The sequence below is a fragment of the Streptomyces sp. V4I8 genome (assembly GCF_041261225.1).
Taxonomy (GTDB): Bacteria; Actinomycetota; Actinomycetes; order Streptomycetales; family Streptomycetaceae; genus Streptomyces.
Genome location: NZ_JBGCCN010000004.1, coordinates 50,483 through 74,483 on the forward strand (window position 1 = coordinate 50,483; position 24,001 = coordinate 74,483).

A 24,001-nucleotide genomic window follows, 5' to 3' on the forward strand; every position below is an offset into this window, starting at 1 on the left:
TGCAGAGAGCAAGGCACCTTTCTGGTGGTCGAGAGTACAGGGTGGGACCGTCGGCTGTCCGTGGCTGCTGACGGGAAGAAGCTGGTAGGGCACGCGGGGGCGGTGCTGCTGCGGAAACTGGCCGACCGCCTGGGGCTGACGGGTGGACTGGCCCGGGTGCTGCCGTCGAGTACGGCGGCCGGGTGGCGGGAGCGGAGCGGGGTGCTGGTCCAGCTGGCTGTGGCGATCGTGCTCGGAGCACGGAGTCTGCTGGAGGCCGAGCAGCTCCACCTGCACCACCAGCAGCTCTTCGGTCCGGCTGTGTCGGACTCGACGATGCGCCGGGTGCTGGCCGGCCTCGACGAACACACGCTGCGAAAGATCGCGAAGGTGCGGCGGCGGGTGCGCCGCCAGGTGTGGGGCCTGCTGCATCTGCGGCCGGGCGGCTTCCCCTATCTCACCGTTGCCGGACGGCACTTGAAGGGCTGGATCGTCGTGGACCTGGACGCCACGGTCATCACTGCCGCTTCGAAGAAGGAAGGGGCAGCGGCGACGTTCAAGGGCACGTTCGGCTTCCACCCGCTGGCCGGCTGGTGCGCGAACACCGGTGAGAGCCTGGCAATGGAGCTGCGCTGCGGGAATGCCGGGGCGAACACCGTCGAGGACCACCTGCGCGTGCTGGCGGCCTGTCTGGAGCAGGTCCCCGGCTCCTCGCAGGCCAAGCTCCTCATCCGCGTCGACGGCGCCGGGGCCACGCACGGTCTGCTGGAGCACCTGGAGTCACTGAACACGAAGCGGCGCACGGTCCGTTACACCGTCGGCTGGAAGATCACGCCCGAGGACGAGGCGGCGATCGCGAAACTCCCCGAAAGCGCATGGGAGACCTCCCTGCACCAGGACGGCAGCGTCCAGGAGGGCTACCAGGTCGCCGAGTTGACCGGGGTGAACACCCGCGAGGGCTGGCCCCAGGGGATGCGGCTGATCGTCCGCCGGGTCAGACCCTCACGGCGGCAGCACAAGAAGCTGACCGACTTCGAGAAACAGACCGGCTGGCGCTACTCGATCACCGCGACGAATATCCGGCACCTGTGGGGCATCCCCGGCTCGCACCAGGTCCAGTTCCTCGATGCCCTGCACCGCGACCACGCCGAGGTCGAGGATCGCATCCGCACCGGCAAAGCCATGGGCCTGCACAACCTCCCGTCCAAGTCGTGGCAGGTCAACGCCGGATGGATGCTTGCCTGCAACCTCGCGGCTGATCTCGACGCCTGGCTGCGGCTGCTCACCCTGCACGACCAGGACGGGCTCGAACACGCCGAGCCGGACACCATGCGCTTCCGCCTCTACCACCTGCCCGCCCGCCTCGCCGACCACGCCCGACGCCGCTACCTGCGCATCGAACGGACCTGGCCCTGGGCAAAGGCGTTCACCACCTGCTGGAGCAGGCTCACACAGCTTCCGGCCGTCACCTGACAGCCGGCCCCGCCCCGACCAGGACCAGGAAGGAGGAGGACCGCAGTCTCCGGGCCTGTGGAACCCGGCGCACCCCGCGGCGTTACGCGACGGCCCGTCCTCCAACGGCAGAGGACATTACGGGCGAACCGCCGGATCACTCAGCGACCGAAACCCGCTGACGAATCGAGGTTAGTCCTGCTGTGGAGTTCTTCGCGAGAGGGCGCGCCGAGTCAGCAGCACACATCACTGGGTAACTGGCAATGAACTACAAGTGACAGAGCTTGGCACGGTATTTGTCAATCTGCTGACAAGGGCACTCACCTGCGGCGACGTAGTCTGTCTTGACGCGAGTCAGGAAAGGGCCCGGGGGTAAATGCGCTTACGCACGGTAGGAATTGTCGCGACTGCTTTCTCGTTGGCTGCTGTGTCATGGGCAGGGGCCGGCACGGGAGCTCCGTCTGCCGCCGCTGTGTCGGCGCCGGCCACGATGACGGCGGACGAGCTGCCCACCTGGCAGACCAACGGCATTGTGTGGGCCATGGCCCAGGCGGGCGGCGTGGTCTTCGCCGGCGGCACCTTCTCGGCGGTCAGGCCGCCGGGTGCGAGCGCCGGTACGCAGGAACGCCCGGCGGTGAACTTCGTGGCGCTGGACGCGGCGTCGGGCCGGCCGACGTCGTGTCAGCTGTCGTTCACGGTGGGTTCCGGCCTTGCGACGGTTCGGGCGCTCGCGGTGTCGCCGGATCGCAAGACGCTGTACGCGGGCGGCCGCTTCGGGACCGTCAATGGCGTCAAGGTGAGCAACGTGGCCGCCATCGACATCAAGACGTGCAAGCCGAAGGCGGGCTTCAGGCCATCGGTGAACGCCACCGTGCGGGCGCTGGCAGCCACCGACGACAGCGTCTACCTCGGCGGCGACTTCACCTCCGTCGCCGGTCAGGCCCGGCGCTACTTCGCCTCCGTCACTCGCGCATCGGCGACACTGCGTCCATGGACGGTCAACAGCGATGCGGTTGCCCGCGCCATCGAGGTCACCCCGGACGAAAAGAACGTCATCCTTGGCGGCGACTTCCGCCACATCAACGGGGCCGACTCCCACGCCCTCGCCGTTGTCAACAGCGACAGTGGGGCTCTGACCAGGAACTATCCAGCGAACTTCATACCCGTTACGTCAACAGTCAAGGACATCACCACCGACGCCACCAGCTTCTACACCGCGAGCGAGGACATCGCCACGCCCTCCTTCGACGGCCGTATCGCCTTCGATCTCAACGGCTTCAACCAGCGCTGGCGGGACACCTGCTGGGGCGCGACGCAGGCGGTCGAGGTCCACAAGGGTGTGCTGTACTCCGCCTCGCACGCCCACGACTGCTCGTCCATGGGCGGGTTCCCGGAGCTGCATGACCGGCAGCACCTGCTCGCCCAGTCCGTGGGGGATCCGAAGGCGCTGGCTTGGTTCCCCGACACCAATGACGGGCTCGGTGAGAGGATCGGGCCGCGGGTGATCACGACGGCGTCGAAGCACGGCACCGATTACCTATGGGTGGGCGGTGAGTTCACCACGGTGCAGGGCAAACCGCAGCAGGGCCTGACCCGGTTCGCGAACCATCCGGACACGGGTACGCCGTCGGTGCCGCAGGTGAGTGCGTCCAGCACCCGGCCGGGTGCGGTCGACGTACGCTGGCAGTCCAGTCTTGACCTGGACGACAACGAGTTGACCTATCGGGTTTACCGCAACGGCTCCGCCGAGCCGGTCCACACCGTCACCGGCTCGTCCCTGCTGGAGAACCGTCCCCAGTTGACGTACACCGATACCGACGTCACGCCTGGGTCCACCTACACGTACCGGATCACTGCCGGCGACGGCACCAACACCAGCGCCAAGTCCACATCCGCCAGGGTCACCGCGGCCACGACAGCGAGCCCGTACGAGCAGCAGGTAGTCGCCGACGGGGCCGACCTCTACTGGCAGTTCGAGGAGAAGTCCGGGACTTTCGCCGCTGACTCATCGGGCAAGGACAACGGCGGCGTGCACAAGGGCAGCCCCCTCCGCGGTGCGGTCCCCGGCGCCGTGCCAGGTTCCCACTCCGCGGTCGGTTATCTCGGTGACAACGAGTACACCTACAGCGACCGCGCTACCGGCACTCTCGCGGAGTACTCCTTGGAGATGTGGTTGAAGACCACCTCGCCCACTGGCGGCAAGCTCATCGGCCTGGACCGCCGCAGCGGTTGGCCGGCCGGCCACCAAGATGACAAGCACATGTACATGGGCGCTGACGGCCGTGTGAACTTCGGAGTGTTCAACGGGGCACCCCAGATCGTCAGCAGTGGCGCGCCCCTCAATGACGGCCGGTGGCATCACGTCGTCGCCACCCAGGGGCCTGGCGGGATGCAGCTCTACGTGGACGGGGCACTTCAGGCGAGCAACCCGGGCGTGACCACCAGCGCCGATTACAGCGGCTATTGGGCCGTCGGCGGGAGTGAATCGCAAGGACTGAGCCGCTGGCCGAACCCGCCGTCGACCCTGTTTTTCAACGGCCAGATCGACGAGACCGCTGTTTACCCGAGCGTTCTGTCCCCCGCTCAGGTGGTACAGCATCATGCGCTCGGCGTCCAGGCCGCACCTTGATAAGGGGAGTATGAAGTACCTCCTGTCCCCACCTTCGGCAGTGCCTGAGTCTGACGGCACCGCGGCTCGGTTTTCCAGACTCGCCCGTTGAGGACTGAAGGCCTTGGTGAGGCGAGGTGCCGACGCAACGAACCGGATGCCGTCAAGCAGACAGGCGAGACTACCCTTCCGGGTGGTCATCCTCGGGATGGAGTACGCGCGCAGGCTCAGGTTGTGAGCTACTCGTCTTTCACGCGGCCAGCGGCGCACGGCAAATGGAGGAGATGTCTGTTCCACCCGTCGCCACCGAAAAATGCACTGACCGCATGGCAATGGATCGAAACCTGAAGGAAGATTCGGAAGGGCACGATCCCGCTCGTCGGTAAGTGAGCCTTCTTCGAGTGATCACGGGACGGGCCGCGAACCCTGCCAGGCGGCGCTCGACAGCGGCTGACGTCCTTAGTAGAAATCTCTCAGCGCCCTCGACGGGGACTGGACGACTTTTACGCATGGAGCCCCCAATTCCCGTCGGGGGCCCCACAGTTGCACGGGAAGCAAGGCGTAACGGCGAGAGTGCCGGGGCCGGTGTCGATCACTTCGAGCAGTCATCGGTAGCGGTTGAGGGGCCTGCGCGTACGTAGCAAGATGCGCCCACAAAGCACTGAAAAAAGCAGGAAATAGACACGGATCACGGATCCTTTTACATGGCGGCCAGGGCGAGCGCACGGTGGATACGCAGCGAGGCAAGTGCTTCCCTACGCTGCTTCCGGCGGGCAGCCATCAAACGCAGGTTCTGGTGTCGTTGTCCATCCTTCATCATCGAGTCGCCGGGATGTGCATTGCCTGCTTGCGCTAATCCTGCGGCTTCCGATCCGGCCGCGCAGATGCCTTCCGGTCGCGTTTTCCCGGCCAGCGGGTATATGGCAGCGCGCAGCACCATGTCGGCGGCAGCGGGGACGACCGCGAGCTCGGGAGCCAGTACCCGTCCCGGCTCTGTGGTCGACTCATCGTCTGCCTTCATGTGACATTCCGTCACTTGCCTCTCCTTGCCTGTATGGAATGAGGCTTTTGGCCGTTGGCATGCGAGCCCACCCCACACTTCACATCGGCCTTCCCTGTCAACTTCCGCACCAGCCGAGGGCTTACCGCCCAGTGTCCCAACAACCGGCGTCTGCGCAGCGGCTCCTTAGGACGCCTCCACAGGGATTGGACACAGCCGAGCGCCAACCGTTACGTCAAAGATCGACCTGGCGCAATATCCTCATAATATGCGCAAAATATGGAAAGGTGGCTCATGTGTACCCCGGAGTCATGGCCTACGGGGTCGAAATCCGGGCGCGTCTGCTTCAGTTGCCCCGGGCCAGTCATGAGCAGGGTTCTGGGCCTCTCTTCGTCTCTGCGCTCACCCTGCTCGCCCGTACGGTCAGGAACGGGTTTTACAGGCAGACGACGCAGCTCACGCGGACATGCTGCTGCGGAGGGAGTTGGGCGGGCGGCTGTCCCCGAGAAGGGCCAAGTCGCGCTGCAGGAGACATTCGGGGTTTCGGTGTACCGAGGAGCACTCCTTCCCAGGATTCCCCGGCGGCTGACGCACAGGCCGCTGGGATCTAAGGAGTCATCTCATTTGGCTGGGTAAGCTGCTGGTCGTGGCAGGGATCGTTGAGCGGCTGGTGCCGGACGAGTTGTGGGAGCTGTTCCAGCGGGTGGTGCCGGAGGCGCCATCGCGGCCTCAGGGTGGCGGCCGGCGTCGGCACGGCGACCGCGAAGTGCTGGCTGCGATCGTCTTCGTGACGACCTCCGGCTGCACGGGGCAGCAGTTGCCGACCCCGTCGTTCGGTCCGTCTGGCGCGACGGCTCACCGACGATTCACCGAGTGGACGAAGGCCCGCGTGTGGGCCAAACTCCACCGCCTGGTCCTCGACGAACTCGGGTCCCGCGGCGAGTTGGACTGGTCCCGGTGCGCGATCGACTCGGTCAACATGCGGGCCTTGAAAAGGGGGAGCTGACAGGCCCGAATCCTGTAGACCGAGGCAAGTACGGGTCAAAGATCCACTTGATCACGGAGCGGACCGGCCTGCCCCTGTCCATCGGCATCTCGGGCGCCAACACCCACGACAGCCAGGCACTGATCCCGCTGGTGAAGGGCATACCACCGATCCGCTCCCGCCGAGGACGCCGGAGACGCAGACCCCACAAACTCCACGCCGACAAGGGCTACGACTACAACCACCTGCGGCGATGGTTATCCGGTCGAGGCATCCGGCATCGCATCGCCCGCAAGGGCATCGAGACCTCGCAACGACTTGGCCGCCACCGTTGGACCATCGAACGCACCATGGCCTGGCTCGCCGGATGCCGACGCCTTCACCGCCGCTACGAACGCAAGGCCGACCACTTTCTCGCCTTCGCCAGCATCGCCTGCACCCTGATCTGCTACCGCCGACTCACCAAATGAGATGACCTCTAAGTGGGCCACTCACATGTTCATCGCATCCTGCTTATCGAGAGCGCGCCGTGGCTCCAGCCCAACTCCAGTGCCAGAGTCTTGGTCTGGTCAGGTCGCCTTGGGAAGTCCCAAGGAGGGACCGGGAATCCTGGCCGGCCCTCCGCGGTTCCGCAGAGTCGGGGTGGGCCCGCACCCCTAGTGCCGCACCCCGACCTGCTACCCGGGCCGCACCCCTTCGCGCTTCGGGCCGGGCATCGCTAGTAGATCGGCTAGGGGCCAGCAAGGGAAGGTAGTTGTGCCACTGGTGGCGTGAATGGGTTGAATCCTGAGCCGTCTCGAAGGAACGTGGCAGGTCGGGCCGGAAGGTAGGCGGTTGCCACGAGATATGCACGGACTTCGCCTCCGAAGGAGGAGTATCGGCAGCTCCGCACGGGCATCCCACCCCGGGAACCGGAATCCGCATAACAGTTCGAGTTACTTCGGCGCCGACAGGTACATATGCGGTATGGCTGTATCATCGGTTTCCTCTTCGCGCCATCTGGAGGAACTGCTTTATGAACGTGGAATTCAGGTGTTCCGCGAGAGACAGCCAAGAAGAAATGCGATTGTCCGTGTCCACTTCCGGGCAGTCGTGCAACCGCGCATGCCTGTTGGAGCGGTAGGGCGATGGAGACGCTGATCTTCGACAGCGACGACCTGCATATGGTGGAAGGCTTCCTCAGTCGCGCCTATGCCCGGATGCGTATCAGCAGTAACACCGCCGCGGCCGGCAGGGTCCGCGTCCGCCGCAGCATCCTGCCCTCCATCAGCGTCGATGAGCTGGACCTCGCCATCGACATGAGTTACGCGGTGACACCGCTCGGAAAGATCTGCCTGTGTATGGTCCACGAAGGAACTATCCGGGACCACGTCTTCCCTGGCGTCCGGGACACTTTCGGGCCCGGTGACATGGTGGTGCTCGCGCCGCCGGACCTGTCGTACGCGGGTCACGTTTGCCGCGCCCGCTGCACCATCACGATGCTGGACCTCAACCTACTCGACCAAGTCACCGCGACCGGCGCCGAACCGCCCCGCAGGCCAGTGCGGTTGACCGGACACCGGCCCAACTCGCCAGCTGCGTCCCGCCACTTGAAGCAGACCATCACCTACCTGCGCGACCACGTACTCACCGACCCGGCCATCGCCGAACAGCCACTGATCGTCTCCACCAGCAGTCAGCTGCTGGCCGCCAGCGTCCTGGCGGCGTTCCCCAACACGGTGAGCACCGCTCCCACGGCGCAGGACCGCAGGGACGCGCACCCCACCACGCTGCGACGGGCCATCACCTACATCGATGACCACGCCGATCAGCCCATCACCGTCGCCGAAATCGCGGCAGCGGCACACGTCACCGTTCGCGCCTTGCAGTACACGTTCCGCCGCCACCTCGACACGACCCCGCTCGCCTATCTGCGTCGCACGCGTCTCGCCCATGCCCATCGCGAGTTGCTGGCTGCCCGCCCGCAGGGCGAGAGAACCGTCACCGATATTGCCGCCCGCTGGGGCTTCGCCCATCCCAGCCGCTTCGCCGCGCTCTATCGCGACACCTACGGCACCAGCCCATCCCACACACTCCCCCGACCTTCCAGCCGCTCTCAGTCACCCCGGTGAGGCGCAGCTCCGTCGGAGGCTGATATCTCGATGGGAACGGTTCATGCCCAGGGGGACGGTGGGGGTTCCGGCTCCCTTTTCGACAACACCTTTGGCTACCGGATCCGGACCGCACGTCAGAACCTGGACTTGTCGGCGTTCAAGGCTCGACGTTCGATTGAGAGGGACGCGACTGGTCCCTCCCCTGCGGCGTCCGCCGGGGAGGGACCAGTCTGTGCCTGTCAGTGAGAGGTGTTGGCGATTTTCGCTAAATGGCGGCTCCCATGGTGTCGCGTCGACGGCGGTGGTAGAGGGTGCCGGTGAGGGTCAGGAGTGCGGCGGCGGCGGTGCCGATGGCCGGGTCGATGACGGGGACGTCGATCTCGGTCGGGTCACACGCCTTGTCGTTGCTGGGGTTGGGGTCGGGCTCGTTGCCCATGACCACCGCACAGTTCTCGATCATCGTGTCGACGGGCGGGTTCGGGGCCAGTCCGCGGACGGTGATGATGTGGCTCTGCCCCACCTTGAGCGGACCGCCGGTGCAGGTGAGGATCTGGTTGTTGATGCTGCACCCGGGGTCGGCGGTACGGGCGTCGGTGATCCCGGCCGGGATGGGGTCGGTCACCTTCCAGCCGGTCGAGTCGTTGGGGCCGTTGTTGGTGACGGTGACCTGGTATTCGATGGCCGCTCCGCCCAGGACCTTGGCGGGGGCGGTCTTGTCGACGCCCAGGTCGACGCTGGACTTGGTGAACCCGAAGTCGCCGCTGTGGTTGTTCTGCCCCGCGCCCTGCGGGGTGACGGTGATGGCCGGGAACGGGCTGCCGCCGGTCTCGCCGTTGGAGTCGATCTGCTCGTTGTCGCCGACGTTCGGACGGGTAGGCGACGAGCCCTCCAGGACTCCGCCGGCCTGGTAGTCGGCCGGGTTGTCCATCTTGATGGTGTACGTCCGGCCGTACTGCAGGTCCTCGGCCGCCACGTTCTTGGTGATCGTGGAGTCGAAGTAGTACTCACCCCGTGAGTTGGTGACCGTGGTGCCGATCTTGTTGCCGTCGGCGTCATACAGATTCACCGTCGCACCCACCAACGGCTGCTCACCCGGATCCTGGATACCGTCCTCATCCGTGTCCTGCCACACCCGGTTACCCAACTGCAACGGCGCCTGATCACACAGGACTTCCAGGTCACCGATACCGCGTGCCTTGCCGAAGTTGTTGTTCAGGTAGGCGCCGCCGTTGTCGATCCCGTTCCCGTCAGGGTCTCCGAGCCGGGTGCCCTTCTGGCGGTCGACCCAGATCAGCCCGTGGCCCGTCCACCAGTTACTCGGGACCGAGAGGGGGTCCATGGCAGTGAAGGGCATGACCGTCTCCACCTTGGACAGGGCCAGACCTCCCTGGCTGACCTCCTGGTGGTTACCGAAGGCCCCCCACTCACCCGGGTAGAACTCCGGGACTCTCGGGTCCTGGTAACCGCCGTTGGTGGCGGCGGTGTCGTGGTTGGCGCAGCCACCGTGTGCGTCCAGGACGAACATGTGGTTGCCGCCGAGGCACGCCCGGTTGAGGTCACCGCCGTTGAGTGCGGTCGTTGCAGGGAAGCCCGGGAAGTCGGGCAGGGCCCAGCCGGAGCGGTCGGGGAAGCGGTCACCGAGTGCGAGGACCATGTCACCGTTGGTCTCGAATGCGATGTCGTCGAACTCGGGTTCGGGGTTCTGGATGGGACCCTCGCCGCAGGCATGGTTGACGCCGTCGAAGTCGACCTGGTTCACGGGCCGGTCGCTCCTCCACGCGTACCACGTATTGCCGACGCAGGGGATGCCGTTATATCCGCCGCGCCGGAAGTCGCTGAGCGCCTGGTCCATGACGGTGTTGGTGAACTGACCCGTAGTCGGGTCGAACTTCCACACCACCGCGCGCAGGTTGGCCCTGTTGTTGGGGGTGGACTCGGCCGAGCACACACCGCCGACGTACACCTTGCCGTCCTGGATGCCCAGACCGCGCGGGCGCCAGTCACCCGGCGAGGCGCAGCCTGGGTCCGGGATGGCGTAGGAGGCCTTCGGCGCGGTGGCGGTGGCCAGCGTGGCGTCGTAGCGGTAGAGCCTGCGGTCGTTGAGGTTGATGACGTACAGGTCCTTGCCGTCTGGGCTGACGTCCAGATCGCCCAGGGACTGCTTGCCCACCACCGGGTTGAACGCCAGGTCCATATTGACGCCCGGCTGGTGCGGCGTGGTGCCGGGGTTGGGGACCCTGGCCCACAGACGGGTCTGCCCGTCGGGCTGGGTGACGTAGATCGCGCCGGGGCCGCCGGGACCGTAGTCCGAGCCCCGCTTGGCGTAGGCGGCGGAGAAGAGGTTCTTGTTGACCTTGTTGTAGCCCAGACCCCACACCGTGCCGGTCTGCGCCTCGGTCGCCAGCGCCCGCGACTGGTCAGGGTTGGGAGGAGCGTCGGACGGAATCTGCACGCCGCGGGCGTTGAACGGGATCGACGTCAGAGTACGACGGGTAGCCGGCGTCGGGTCCGGCGGCGGAATCGAGGGATTCTGGCAGGCGGCGACCAGCGGGGCATTCCGCTGGCAGTAGTCCTCCGGGCTCCAGAACGAGGTCGTGATCTCCACGTTCTTGCCGCCCGACAGGTCCACGAACTCCACATTCGAGGACAGCACGGTCCGGTCCAGCAGATCCGTCCGTGGCGAAGCCTGGCCGGGCGAATACACCTTCGGATCCGGGTTCTTCACCTCGATCCGGTACTTCCCCTTCGACAGACTGCTGCCCGGGTCCAGCTTCACCACACCGTTCGCATCCGTGGTCCCGGTGACCGAGTTGCCCGCGTCATCGGTCAGCACGACCTGGACCCCGGCCCAGCCCGGCTCCAGCACCTCATCCCACTTACCGTTCGCGTTCACCTCCCGCACCACACGAACCGTCGCCTGACCATCCCCGCTGTCAGCCCACGCCGACGACACCACACCCGTCGCCGCGAGCGACGCCGCCAACGCACTCGATAACGCCAAAGACATCCCACCGGCCCACCGCCGGCGCTGCCGTAGCTCCATCACCAGTCCCATCTATACATCGATATACATGCATATCGATATGTCACGCAGAGCAAGGAATACTGGTAAAGATCTACATACTTATCCTGTATGACGCATCAGAAGGCGATCGAGTGGATACTCACATAATCGGTACTTCAGATCAGCACCTCCCACTGTTGACGCCATTCCCTGAATCGCGCGGGGTGGTGAGTTGCGAACATCGATGCCCAAGTGCTGGGGAGGTCTTGTGGCGTACGCTCTCTTAGTCCGCTTTACCGCCCGCGACGACGTAGCAGCTGCAGCATTCGACCAGCTCGCTGCCGAAACCCTGGAAGGGATTCAGGCGAAGGAACCCGGCACCCTGGTGTACGTCTCTCATGTTCCCGTGGATGAACCCACCGTGCGCGTCTTCTACGAGCTCTACACGGACCGGGAGGCCTTCGCCCGGCACGAGGAACAGCCGCACGTAAGGCGTTTCCTGGGCGAGCGTGAGCAATATCTGGCCGGCACAGAGGTGACGTTCCTCGATGAAGTGGCAGGCAAAAGACCCACGCAGCCCGGAACTTAGCGCTGCAGCAACTCGCGAAATGCGGGCGCCCGTTGCGAACGGCCGAGCGTCGGGGCGGCAGGTCAGCCGGTGAACCCGGCGGTGATGGAAGTGAACTTCCAGGCTTCGTGATCGGTTCCGGAGCAGTGCCCGACCGTGCCGCCGTTCGGGCAGGGGCGGTCACGGTTGACCGACCAGAAGGCCAAGCGGCCAATGTGGTGGGAGTTGGCCCAGTCCCGGATTCGAGTCCAGGTCTCGGGGGTGTTGATCTCACCGCCGTCACTGCGGCCGTTCATGCCGGAGATGCCTACGTGGGCGTAGGCGATGGCATCGTTCCAACCGAAGGTGCTCTTCAGCTTGTTCTTCAGGACCTCGGTCGCGTTGACCGTGGCGCCGTAGATGTCCGCGCCGCCGCCGATGTCGAAGGGCATGATGGTAAAGACGTCGATGTTCGCCTTCAGCTCGGCGGCTCGCTCGATGAGGCGGTTGCCCCACGGATTCTTGGTGAGGCTGCCGAAGGTGACGATGGTCTTCAGGCCGGGATTGTTCTGCTTGACGATCTTGAGGGCGCCCAGAATGCGGTCCTGGACGGCCGGGTTCTCGAATTCGTCGGTGTTCTCGATGTCGACGTCGATGGCCTTGAATCCGTAAGCGTCGATCACCTTCTGATATGCGTCGGCCAACGCTTCCGGGGATGGGCAGTTGGGGCCGAGCTTGTTGCCGCTCCAGCCGCTGATGGACGGAATGACGTCGCCGCCGGCCGCGCGGATCGCATTGATGGTTTCCCGATGGGCCGCATCCATGAGCGGGCCATTGTTCCAGGCGGGCTGGCAGCCACCGGAGGCATGGATGAAAGCCATGGAGAAGGTCTTGATCCCGGTCTCTTTCATCACTGTGGAGACGTCGGGCATCCTTTGGTTGAGGTTGAGGTAAGGCGTCGCCGGGCTGAGGGCACCCGCCTGGGCGGGCGCGACGGACTGCCCTTGGTGCGCGGCCTGGGGCTTGCCGGCCGCGTTCGTGGGCTCAGTGTTCATCGGCCCCTGGGCTCCGGCGACCGCTGCTGGAGGACGCTGACCTGCGGTGGCATCCGCCTGGCTCTGCGTGGAGCTCGGAGAGCCCACGCCAGAGTGGCTGCTCTGCTGGGCCTGACGTGCGAACTCCGCGAGCTGCCACCGCTGCTGCGGCGTGAGCCGGGCGAGTTCCTGCCGCTGCTGCGGGGTGAGCCGGGCGAGTTCCTGCCGCTGCTGCGGGGTGAGCGTCGCCAGGTCCTGCCGCTCTTGCGCCGTAAGTCCTGCCAATGCCGCGCATTCCTGCGGGGTCAGCTGGGCAAGTTGGTTCCGCTCCGCCGGGGCAAGTTGCGCCAGTTCCTGCCACTCCTGTGGCGTCAGTTGCTGTGTGTGTGCGGGGCATGCCGGTGTCGTGGCCCCTTTCACCTGTAGCGACGAAATCTGCGCTGCAGGCTCGGCTGCGTACGAACTCGTCGCGGCCGTCAGAATCAATCCCGCGGAGACAGGCGCGGTGATGGCACCCAGCTTCAAGGCCTGCTGCTGCCTCAGAGCCCGCCCTCTACGCACCCTCTTGTGACGTGCCGCCACACCATCCTCCAAACAGACCCAATTGAGACAGGCAGACGCCACCACTGGCCTTTAGAGCTGAAGTAACCTGTAGGCCGCACACGCGACCAACCCCGAACGCGTTTCCGTTGATTTCGCCTTCCAGTCGGCTGTGCACTCCAACTCCATCATGCAGAACAGCGCGTTGCCGGGCATGCCAAGGACGAAACAAAAGGAACCGCGCAGGCGTAAAAGTCTTGTGAGCCGCATGACAAGCGGCAGGGTCGGTCGGCCGCTTGTCAAACCAGCTCATCGTGCCGAGCGGTCCGAAGTACGGGCTGACGGTCGGCCGTAGCGCGTGCGAACCCTAGGGGTGCCGAAATGTGTTCTCTGTCATATGGAGGGGCAGGGGGAGGTGCCCACCCAGGGTCGCACTAAGTCAAAGTCTGCGCCATTGTCATGCTGCACAAATCTCTCGGGTGATCACCAAGCGTCCATTTGTTACGCAACTTACATGATCGAAGTCACGTGCTCCCTTACGTAACAGAGCCCTCAGCCGTCAGAGATGACGTCGTCAGCCTGGTGTGTTCTTCTGGGCTCACATCCGAAGCGAGCGTGGGCCGCCGGGCTGCTGTGCGCGTTGAGCGATGAATTCCAGGAGTCGGGATGGCGTTGAAGGTGGGATTTGGTCCTTGCCGCACATCGCTGTCTCGAGAGGCCAGTTGACCCACAGTATGGGAAAGGAAGGCATTTTCCGGGTATGCGCGAGACACCCGACGCAGATCGCAAGCGGCTCGATCTGAGTGTCCCCCAGGTTGCCGGCAGTGCCGTGGCGGCAGTCGCAGCGGCCAAATTGGCGTCGTACTTCGGGGTGTACGGCACAATTCTGGGCGCCGGTGTCGTCAGTGTCCTAGCCACGTGCGGGGACAAACTGTTCCAGCACTTCTTCAAGAGCACAGCAGAGCAGCTACGGGAGGCAAAGCCCACAGTTCATTCCCGGAAACAAGCACCACAGGCTCTGGGAGAGTTCACCGAACCGTCCATCCACCGCGCGCGCGTGAAGAGCTGGCGAAGGCCGGTAGTCGCGGCCACCGTCATCTTCGGCGTGACCATGGCCGGCATCACGACCTACGAACTCATGTCGGGTAGCAACTTCAGCGGCGGGACCGGTACGACCGTCGGCGACGCCGTCACCCGACGGGGCTCGGCCTCGACGCCCGATCACCCCGCCAAGCCCCATCAGACGACGGCTCCTTCTGGCACTCCGTCCCACGAGCACATACCCGATGCCGACGATCAGGCAACTCTCACTACGACCCCGACGCCCAGTGCCACCCCGAGCGGAGATCCGAACGCCACGCCCGATGAAGAGCCGAGCGACAGCGCAAGCTCGTCCCCGCCTCTCACTCCCGAACCGGGCGGGACGGCCTCGACACCTCCGCCGACCTCAGAACCATCCACAAGCAGCCAAGCTGGAACGAGGGCTCCGCTCACGCAGGCACCTGACTGACGGGGCCGGACATCGGCGCTCTGCCACGGCTTTCGTGTCCGCAGGGTCTCGTACTTCACCGGGCCGGGTGGTACGAGACCCTGCGGAGGGAAGGGACGGTTCCGGGCTCCATCCAGAAGAACAGAGTGCCCCGAGGCTCCCCTATGACGCCATGTCATCCATTCAGCCCAGCTCGGCAAGACGGCCACACCACGGCGCAAGCCGCTGGACGATCCCTACACGTACACGGCGCCTGGGCCCCGTGGTCACTTCCCCCGCAGATCCGATCACCGACTATCAGGTCTGAGGGTGAGACCTTGTTCGCCGCGGCGTCATAGTTTGCCCGGCACGGGATCTACATGGGCAGGATGGAGTGTTGCGCATGCGCTCCGCCCTTTCGGTGAGGTGAAGAATCCGTCAGCCGGACGTGCTGGGTCCGGCTGACGGATTCGTGGCTGCGGCTCCGCGTCAGCGGTGTATACCCGCCCCGCACGCGAAGTTGTTTCGTACGCCGTGGCGAAGAAGGCCCACCGAAACCGGCCCTCGACGACCGCATCGTCAGTTCTGCGGTTGCCAAGGGCCGGGTGTCAGGTCAGCGGTGGTTACCGCCGATCGACGCCCGCAGTGGGCCGAACGTCCCCTCCCCGTCCGGCCCTCCCTGCGAACGCCCGCGCGAGCGCGCGGAACCCTGGTGCCGACGTGGGGATCAGCCGTCGGCACCAGGGAGTATCAATGTCCATCGCCCGCCCTGCGTCGGAGCAGGCGAACGATCGTCCTGCCCAGCAGCTTCAGGGCAGAGGTCCCGCGAACAGCGGCCGTCCGCCATAAGCCGTCGGCTGGCTGCTTGGGCCGATCCACGCTCCTGGCGTCTGCATGGCCGCAACGACCGTTCCATGCATACGAGCCCTCCTCCGAAGCACCCGCACAAGTCGCCGACCCCGCCCCATCGACGTCCATGGAGTCAGTGGACCCGGCTGCACCCTCGGGCAGCAACTCCTTGTGGCACCCGGCGCAGAAGTGTCGAGTGTCGGGGGAGCTGGAGGGCATGGGTCCTTCCTTCCTCTACCTGCCGAGCGTCTCCGCGGCTCGCTGCTTGTATGACACTCCGACGGGCTGACTATTACGCTGGCTTGAGCCGGTTCGGGCGTGATCTCAGACACAATGAGCCGCTCAGCCTGCGTTGACCAGCGAGGACGCGTAGACACCCGTCCTGCGCTGTGGGCCTGCGGTGCGTTGCGGTACCGACTTGCGCACCCGGTTGTGACAGGGAGTGAACGGCCCGTCGGGCGGATGACTCCAGCAGGCACCGACAGCTCATCAGTCAAGGTCCGCGGCTTTAACGGGTAATTCAACCATTTGCATGAGAAGGTACCTTTGATGCTGTTTGACCGCTTCGGTATTCAGACCTGCTTGGTCAGAATCCCGGCGCGTGAAGGGAGGCACCACGTGACGAAGCACCGCGTCACTGAGTTATTAGCGAGCTCTTAGGCCGGCCTTGGCGGCGGCGCACAGCCGCCGCCAAGGTTCCTGGGTCCAGGACGCCGGGTGATCGACCTTGTCCTCCGAAGGGACGACACGGCAGCCCGGACACCACTCCAAGCGCCTCCCTCGCCGCCGGTCCGTGACTTTCGGGACGGGACCTTGGCTGGTTCCCAGGTTCGTGGCCAAAGGCGATGTCACCCGAATGACGGACACCGGAATTCAGCTGATCAGGTCTCTTGGGCGGCATCAGGCGCCCACAAGAATCGCCCCATGCCTTCAGACACTGGAACCCGGGCTCGACTGCGACTCTTGTTCGTCGGCGGTCGCCCGGCGCTGCGAAGGGCCCTGGCGACCTCGTCACTGGCAGAGTTGGTCACCGATCCGGCCGACGCGGACTGCGCACTGGTCGATGTGGCTTCGCTGACTCCCACCGCGCATGCCTCGGCTTGCCGGTACCCTTTCCTCCCCTCGCTTCCCCTTGTCATCGTGTCCGCTCTCGGAGTCGACCGACTGATGGGTGCCAGCCCGTATCTCGGAGAAGTCGCTCGTGCCGAGAACACCGCCGCGAAGGCCCGCGCGGATCACGTGGTCCTGCGCTGTGCCCCCATGGACGTGGATCTCGTTCAGATCGCCCGCCAGATCAAGGATTTCGCGGCCGTACGCGGCTCCTTCACCGATGCTCCTGTGCCCTGGCTCGCAGTGGACGACCTCATCGAAGTCATCGCGGTGCTGACCACCGAACCGATGAAGCACACCGGCAACGTCTACGAGCTCACCGGCCAGGAGCTCGCAACCGTTCCCATGGTCGTCACCCAACTGGCTACTGCTCTCGGTTCCCGCGCCCAGTACCACTCACTCGGACCCGCCCAGCTCGTCGCGGCTTTGTGCAGCAGCGTCAGCTGGGACTTTGACATGGCGTCCCGGGTTCCCGGTCACCAGCAGTGGATCGGCAGCGGTCTCCTCCCGAACCTGCTGATCGAGCAGACCTTGCGCCGGCCGGCTCGATCACTGAACGCCTGCATCGCTCGAGCGGCGAGCACTGTCACCCGGCAGCGCACCACTCATCAGGACATCTCTGCGACCAAGTGAGGCCGTGCATGTGTGATCAGGACGGAATTGCCGGTGCCGTGAACCCATGTGCGCACATCCCAGTGACCGAGAATGCGATGCTGACGACGCAAAGAGCACTCGTGTCGGCGTACACGTGAACGTGCATAGTCACGTACGGATGAACGTGCATAGTTCCTGATGTGTTGAGGGCCGGTGCCCTGCACTCTGCTGCCTGTTGTTCAAGGTTGCAGAGAGGGGTCGATGGTGGTCTTGGACCCGCAGCGCTGGCTGGAACTCCGGCGTTTTCGTGGCCTGGTCGAGTCCGGGGCCATGAGCCTGTCGGAGGTTGCCAAGGAAACCGGGCTGAACTGGCGGACGGTCAGCAAGTACTTGTCTGCCGACGGGTCGGCGTCGCCGCCGCGTCGGACGGTGAGCGGGCAGCCACGCAGGCGGGTGGTCGATGAGGTCGCCCCGCTGATCGACGCGATGCTTCGGGCCGAGGTCCTGATGAAGGCCGCGGTGATCCACGAGCGGCTGGCCAAGGAGTACGGGTTCACCGGCAACTACCAGCGGGTCAAGCTCTACGTTCAGGAAGCACGCCCGAGGATCGCCGAGGAACTGGGCATCACGCCGAGGGAACTGGCGGGGATGCACCGCCGGTTCGAGGTGATCCCGGGCGCCCAGGCGCAGGTGGACTGGGGTGATGAGGGCAAGACCCTCGCTCACCTGGGCATTCCCAAGGTCTACTCCTTCCACATGGTGCTGTCGTACTCGCGTGACCCGTTCTGCTGCTTCACCACCAGCCTGGATCTGCAGACGTTCTTCGACTGCCACCGGCGGGCGTTCGCGCACTTCGGCGGGGTGCCGATGACGATCGTCTACGACCGCACCAAGACCGTCGTCCGCCGCCACGTCGCCCCCGGCGAGGCGGTCCCGCTGCACCCGGAAGCGGTCGGCTTCGCCGGCCACTACGACTTCGACATCGACGTCCTGGCCGCCTACCGGCCGCAGGGCAAGGGCCGGGTCGAGCGGCAGGTCCTGATCGTGCGCGACCACGTCCTGTCCGGGCGGGCCTTCTCGTCCGTCGAGGAGATGGACGCGGCGTTCGCCGCGTGGGTGCCGCAGCGGCGGGCCCAGATCCACAAGACGCACCGGGAGGTCATCGGTGAGCGGGCGGCCCGGGACCACGCGGCCCTCAAGCCGCTGCCTCCGACGCCGTATCTGGTGGCCGAGCGGCATCTGCGGCCGGTCGGCAAGGACTGTCTGGTCGCCTTCGGCGGGAACCTCTACTCGGTGCCCGCCCGCAAGGTCCGCCCACGCCAGCTGGTGGAGATCAGGGCTACAAAGTCCCAGGTCATGCTGCACTCGACCGCCCCTGATGCCAGCGGGGAAACGCTGTTGGCCATGCACCCGCGGGCAGTCGGCCGCGGTGTCCGCATCGTGGAGGAGAAGCATTGGGACGGTCTGCCCACCGGCCAGGGCCGCCGGACCACCAGCGGCGACGTCCCGCCCCAGCCTCGTCACGAGCGTGTCCCCGGCGAGGAAGCCGGTCCGCTGCAGGCCCTGCTGCACCGGGCCGCGGCCACCCGGATCGAGGTCGGCCGTCGGCCGCTGTCGGTCTATGACGAGCTGACCGGCACCCGTCCCTTCACCACCCACCCGAGCACGAGGGAAACGTCTTGAGCGAGCTGGTCTCCACCCGCGTCCGCAGCACGGCCGGCAAGCTCGGCCTGCCCCACCTGGCCGAAGCCATCAACGAGTACATCCGGCGGGCCGACGAAGCGAAGATGGGCTACCTCGAGTTCCTCGACCTGGTCCTGTCCGAGGAACTCGCCGTCCGCGACGACCGGCGCTTCCGCCAGGGCCTGCGGCTGTCGAGGCTTCCACACCACAAGACGCTGGACGAGTACGACTTTTCGTTCCAGCCCGACCTCGACCCGCGCAAAATCAAGGACCTCGCCACCCTCTCCTTCGTGGAAGCCAAGGCGAACGCGGCCCTGCTCGGGCCGCCCGGAGTCGGCAAGACCCACATCGCCATCGCCCTGGCCGTCGCGGCCTGCCGGGCCGGCTACTCGATCTACTTCACCAGCCTCGACGACATGGTCCGCAACCTCAAAACCGCCGAAGCCGCCGGCCGGCTGACCAACAAACTCGGCACCTACCTGCGGCCGAGTGTCCTCGTGGTCGACGAAGTCGGCTACCAGCCCCTCGAACGCGCGGAAGCAAACCTGGTCTTCCAGGTGATCTCCAAGCGCTACGAGAAGGGCTCCATCATCTTGACCTCGAACAAGACTTTCAGCGAGTGGGGCCAAGTCTTCGGCGACGAGGTCCTCGCCACCGCGATCCTCGACCGGCTCCTCCACCACTGCGAAGTCGTCCCCATCAACGGCCCGAGCTACCGACTCAAGAACCGCCTCAAGGCCATCGAGCGGGAAACCGAAGTGGCCTGACACCTCTGCACGTTCAAACGTACGCAGCTATGCACTTCAGCTCGTACGCCGACAACTCGTCGCGCGCCTGGCCGGAGAACAGTTGCCGGCCTTCACCGACGCCCTGGTGCCCGTACTGTCCGAAGCCAGGCGAATCGTCTGCATGAGCTCTGACGCCGACGACAACCGGACCTGTCACTGCCCGGAGGACTGCGCACGCCGGAGCCGGGTCAACCGGACTGCACTCCGGTGCACACCGCCTGTTCCTGGTGCGGAGAAGTCCTGGTTTGGCTCCTCCTTCGCCGCGAGGTTCACCAGACCACCGCGCTTGCCCAGCCGACCGTCGACCTGGGTCTGCTCGTAGGGCCACTGACCACACCGAGCCCACCCGATTCCACACCCCTGCCCCTGCGCCGGAGGCCATCATGTCCGAGACCGAGAACCTGCACGGAGCGAAACTGATAGACCCTGTTCAGGGCGAGACCGCCCCGCCGCTCGACGATCCCATGAAGATCTACTTCGAGGCGTCCAAGCTCCATTCGCCTGCTCTCGACCGGGACGTGCCGGGAGGCCTCACGCTCGTAAAGGCCGACGAGCTGCGCCTGCTGACCCAGCGCGCGGTCCGCCTCAACCCCAACCGCCCCTTCCTGCAGCTGCCTCACCCTGCGCCTGTGGCCGCCGAACTGACCAAGGTGATCAAGGCCGGGCGCAGCGCCGAGGTCTTCCGCGGCAACAACCTCCGACTGCCGTTCCTGTCCGGGCTGCTGCAGCACTCCTACCGGGTACGCCTGATGGGGGACTGGCCGCGCCGTCCCATCCCGTCGGGCGGCGCTCTGTACCCGCTCGACCTGTATGTGATCGCCCAGCGTGTGGGAGGGCTGGAGCCGGGGCTTTATCACTACGACCCATTCCGTCATGCGCTGACACAACTGCGGAATGTCGACCATGACACCCTCCAACTGGCCACACTCCAGCCGGAGATGGCCCGCGAGGCGGCGGCGATGCTCGTCATCGGCGCCTCGTTCTGGCGCTCCCGCTTCAAGTACGGTCAGCGAGCACTGCGGTTCTGCCTGCTGGAGGCAGGGCATCTACAGCAGAACCTGCTGCTTCTCGCCACGGCCTACGGCCTCGCGTCGCGGCCCATCGCGGAGTTCCTCGACGACGACTTCACCGCAGCTCTGGGCTACGACGGAGTCAACGAGGCGCCCCTCTACATCACGCTGGTCGGTTCATCCAACGAGAACGGCACCAAGCCTGAGGGAAATGCCCCTGCCCTCGTGGAGAACGGCACGAAGCCCGCAGAGAACGGCACGAAGGCCCCGGAAAACGGCACGAAGCCCGCAGAGAACGGCACAGCGGAGTCGCCTGGGTCATGACTGACCGGCACCCGTGCGCCACGACCGCGGACCGCCTGACCTTATGCGCGGTCTCGGGCACGCGACGCGGCCCCGGCCGGCGAGGGCCGCTCACCGCCAGTGATCCCTGACTCCGGTACGACAGAGTCACCGTGCTGCACGCGCTCATGACGGAAGCGGTCCCTTGCCACGGCCAGGTCACGCCGTCCCTGGGCGGTGTGACCTGGCCCGGTAATCCAGGGCAGCAGGCAGCTCCGCCATGCGCAATGACCGGCGTATGCGCCCGCAGGCACCAGCCCTGACACTCCCTCACGGCACATCCTGAACGCTGTATGCCTCTCGGGCCGCACGTCCGACGCTCATGTGTCAGCCTTTGCCCTCCTGATTCCCGCCTCTGCCGCATCGAGTGTCGAAGCGAGGTAGCGAAGGGAGACCGAGAATCGGCGAAAAGCCTCCGCTCACCGCATGCCCAGGGGCGATCTATCATGTGCTGAGCGCTACACGTGTCAACAGCGTGCTTCTGCCCGCCAGTTGTCCTCCTGCGCCCCGCTGACCACGGGATGGCGCACCGTGCCGACCACACGGTGTCCAGGAACGACCGGGCAGAAGAAGGAACCGGCACCCGCCACTCGGGGGAACAAAGGGGCTGCACAACTGACGGGTCACAGAGCAGGCACGGCACCAGCCGGCTCCCTCGCGATCGAAATTCCAGCACATGTCCCGGAGTGGGGTGTCTGCGGGAACTGCGCGGTGACATCCGGTCGGGCCATACGGCCCTGTCCTCTTCCAGGCCGACGCCATCCACTCACGCTCGCACCGACCACATCCGCGGCGCCCCCGGTGGAAGCCTTGTCCCCGCACCGTTCCGGATCTGAGGAGTCCACGATCAACGAGCCGAATGTCCTGAGGACTTCGCATGGCAGAAAGCCGCAGCGCACACAGGCACGGAGGAGCTTCGAAGGCCCCCTGAAGGCCGACGACAGCATGCGTTGCGACGACCGGGAACCAGCACCGTCCCACACGGCGTACCGGATACGCACCGTGGAACACATTGCCGACAGCCTCGGCGAGGGGAGCCGGTAATGGGCCTGGAACCCACCAGGCCCATCAAAGCCGCTGTCATCGCGCCACACCCCGTCACCGTCGCCGGACTGGCTGCGGTGATCGACGCCCAGCCGGACATGGCCGTAGTCGTCACCGCCGCCTCCGTGGCAGCGGGACTGCCTGACATCCTGCGTACGGAACCGAATGCCGCGATCGTCGAGATCGGACCCGGCGTCCACGGGGCACCGATCCCTGATCTCATCGACGCTCTGCGGCAACAGGGAGGCCGGACGGCCATCATCGCCTTCACCGACGAGCCCCGGCATGTCGTCACGGCTCTCAAGGAGGGCGCCCGCGGCTTTCTCCTCAAGGACTGCCCCACGGACGAAATCGTGGCTAGTCTGCACCAAGCCGTGCGCGGTGCGATCCCGGTCTCCACTCGCACCCTGCCTCACCTCGTCTCCGAAGTCATGTCCCCTACCGTGACACCGGCGCTCACCATGCGGGAGCGTGAGGTACTGAGCCTGGTAGCCGGCGGTCAGTCCAACTCACGTATCGCGGAGTCCCTGCATGTCTCCGAAGCAACCGTCAAAACCCATATGCGCCGCGTGTTCCACAAACTCGACGTAAGCGATCGCGCCTCCGCCGTAGCTCTGGCCATGTCCAGGGGCCTACTGACGCTGGAGGACCAGTCGGAGTCGTTCCGACCTCTGGCTCCCTACGTTCAACCTGGCGCCGAAGAGTGCTGTCCGCACCGCCGGGCCGACCGTACGGCGAGCCGGAACGACGCGGAACCGGGGAAGACCGAAGGATGACCACCTTCGCATTGCGCCGGAATGGTCTGATAGATCGGTATAAACGATATAGACTGTTATAGTAACCTACGATTCAAAAGTCGTAACTGATAGTGAAGCCCTGTCAGCGACCGGCCTCGTTCCCGCCATCGGAGGCTGGATGATGGACCCGACTGGCAAGCCTGGCCCGCCCTGGCGTACGTGGTGCGCCGACAGCCGCGAGGACCCGGTGACCGGCCTGGTCGCCTTTCCGGACTTCCACAAGCGGATACCCGCTCATGTCGCGGCCACGCTGCGAGGAGAGGGTCTGGTGGGGCTCGCGATCGGAGACGTAGACGGTCTCAAGAGCCATGTCGAGCGTGTCAACGCCGACGACCCCGACTGCTACGGACACCTCGCCGGCAACAAAGTGATGACCCGTCTCGGCATGGTCACGCGTGAGTGGTTCCACGAGCAGCTCTGGCGTTCCGGATGTGTGGCCACCTTCGGTGGCGACGAGGTCATCGTGGCCGCCGCGCTGGACGATGCCGTCGACTTCTACCGGTCCATCCTCCAGCTGAGCGACCGGCTCGCCGGTGCGCTGCCGGTCCCTGTGTCCTTCGCGCTGGCCTTTGCCTCCGCCGACAACCTCCCGACTGAACGCAGTGGCGGCTGGCAGTGCCTCCTCATGGACCGCCTGCTGACCACGGTGGACCGCTGTCTGTTTCTCCACAAGGCTGCCCGTCTCGCCTGCGGCGGCCAAGGCGGAACCAGTGTCATCACCGAACTCCCGCTACCAGGCCAGAGGGCCGCGCTACGGAATCGCCGCACACTGCTGCCCTTACCGACCGCCGCAGAGGAATTGCACGTGCTGGCCCATCCAGCCGGTCCCGAAGCTCTCGGCATGCTGCTCTTGCCATGTTCCGGACCGGCTGAGCCGAGTGGCAGCCCGCTTCGGATCACTTTCCCGGACGGTTCAACGCGTACGACTCGTCCGATCTCCCTCCATGGCCAGGCCGCTGTTCGCCACGAGGCGGCCCACTTCGCGGGGCCAAACCTGCCGCTCACACTCCGGCCCATGCGCGAGGGATCCAGCCACTAGATCACTCTCGTGTACGGCTGGGTACGCCTGTGGGT

14 protein-coding genes are annotated in these 24,001 nt (G+C 65.7%); 11 read left to right on the plus strand and 3 right to left on the minus strand.

What is annotated here, in order from left to right:
• Window positions 1-24 precede the first annotated feature (24 nt).
• Window positions 25-1,452, plus strand: a complete 1,428-nt coding sequence (locus tag ABIE67_RS49540) for an IS1380 family transposase (RefSeq protein ID WP_370267871.1) — start codon at window positions 25-27, stop codon at window positions 1,450-1,452.
• Window positions 1,453-1,921: 469 nt separating this feature from the next.
• Window positions 1,922-4,060 carry a LamG-like jellyroll fold domain-containing protein gene (locus ABIE67_RS49545; RefSeq protein WP_370271034.1) on the plus strand — a complete coding sequence of 713 codons (2,139 nt, stop codon included), beginning with the start codon at window positions 1,922-1,924 and terminating at the stop codon, window positions 4,058-4,060.
• A gap of 679 nt (window positions 4,061-4,739) precedes the next feature.
• On the opposite strand, the gene ABIE67_RS49550 is transcribed toward ABIE67_RS49545, so the two are convergent.
• Window positions 4,740-5,075: a hypothetical protein gene (locus ABIE67_RS49550; RefSeq protein ID WP_370271035.1), complete on the minus strand. Its 336-nt coding sequence runs from the start codon at window positions 5,073-5,075 to the stop codon at window positions 4,740-4,742.
• Window positions 5,076-5,694: 619 nt separating this feature from the next.
• Here ABIE67_RS49550 and ABIE67_RS49555 point away from each other — a divergent pair.
• Together ABIE67_RS49555 and ABIE67_RS49560 are read left to right on the plus strand one after the other, a co-directional pair.
• A protein-coding gene (locus tag ABIE67_RS49555; protein WP_370271198.1) for an IS5 family transposase occupies window positions 5,695-6,494 on the plus strand; the annotation gives its coding sequence in 2 pieces (ribosomal slippage) (window positions 5,695-6,030 and window positions 6,033-6,494; 798 coding nt in all).
• Between the two features lie 657 nt (window positions 6,495-7,151).
• Entirely contained in the window at window positions 7,152-8,135 is a 984-nt protein-coding gene (locus tag ABIE67_RS49560; RefSeq protein WP_370271036.1) for a helix-turn-helix transcriptional regulator, read from the plus strand.
• 247 nt (window positions 8,136-8,382) lie between these two features.
• Here ABIE67_RS49560 and ABIE67_RS49565 read toward each other — a convergent pair whose 3' ends face one another.
• Window positions 8,383-11,010: an SdrD B-like domain-containing protein gene (locus tag ABIE67_RS49565; RefSeq protein WP_370271037.1), complete on the minus strand. Its 2,628-nt coding sequence runs from the start codon at window positions 11,008-11,010 to the stop codon at window positions 8,383-8,385.
• 379 nt (window positions 11,011-11,389) lie between these two features.
• Between ABIE67_RS49565 and ABIE67_RS49570 the strand changes: the two genes are divergently transcribed.
• Window positions 11,390-11,710 carry a putative quinol monooxygenase gene (locus tag ABIE67_RS49570; protein WP_370271038.1) on the plus strand — a complete coding sequence of 107 codons (321 nt, stop codon included), beginning with the start codon at window positions 11,390-11,392 and terminating at the stop codon, window positions 11,708-11,710.
• 62 nt (window positions 11,711-11,772) lie between these two features.
• Here ABIE67_RS49570 and ABIE67_RS49575 read toward each other — a convergent pair whose 3' ends face one another.
• Window positions 11,773-13,227, minus strand: a complete 1,455-nt coding sequence (locus tag ABIE67_RS49575; protein ID WP_370271039.1) for a hypothetical protein — start codon at window positions 13,225-13,227, stop codon at window positions 11,773-11,775.
• Window positions 13,228-16,522: 3,295 nt separating this feature from the next.
• On the opposite strand from ABIE67_RS49575, the gene ABIE67_RS49580 reads away from it, so the two are divergent.
• From ABIE67_RS49580 to ABIE67_RS49605, 6 genes are all read left to right on the plus strand, one after another.
• Entirely contained in the window at window positions 16,523-17,302 is a 780-nt protein-coding gene (locus tag ABIE67_RS49580; protein WP_370271040.1) for a hypothetical protein, read from the plus strand.
• A gap of 222 nt (window positions 17,303-17,524) precedes the next feature.
• A complete protein-coding gene (gene istA / locus ABIE67_RS49585) occupies window positions 17,525-18,946 on the plus strand; it encodes an IS21 family transposase (RefSeq protein WP_370251680.1) in 1,422 nt (473 codons plus the stop codon).
• The gene (gene istB, locus ABIE67_RS49590) at window positions 18,943-19,713 is read left to right on the plus strand and encodes an IS21-like element helper ATPase IstB (protein WP_370251676.1); all 771 of its coding nucleotides are present in this window, start codon (window positions 18,943-18,945) and stop codon (window positions 19,711-19,713) included. Before istA ends, istB begins: the two co-directional genes overlap by 4 nt.
• Window positions 19,714-20,117: 404 nt before the next feature.
• On the plus strand, window positions 20,118-21,068 hold the full coding sequence (locus tag ABIE67_RS49595) for a SagB/ThcOx family dehydrogenase (protein ID WP_370271041.1): 951 nt from the start codon (window positions 20,118-20,120) through the stop codon (window positions 21,066-21,068).
• A gap of 1,061 nt (window positions 21,069-22,129) precedes the next feature.
• Window positions 22,130-22,906 (plus strand): LuxR C-terminal-related transcriptional regulator, encoded by a 777-nt coding sequence (locus ABIE67_RS49600; RefSeq protein WP_370271042.1) that lies wholly within the window; start codon window positions 22,130-22,132, stop codon window positions 22,904-22,906.
• A gap of 208 nt (window positions 22,907-23,114) precedes the next feature.
• Window positions 23,115-23,966: a hypothetical protein gene (locus tag ABIE67_RS49605; protein WP_370271044.1), complete on the plus strand. Its 852-nt coding sequence runs from the start codon at window positions 23,115-23,117 to the stop codon at window positions 23,964-23,966.
• Window positions 23,967-24,001 lie beyond the last annotated feature (35 nt).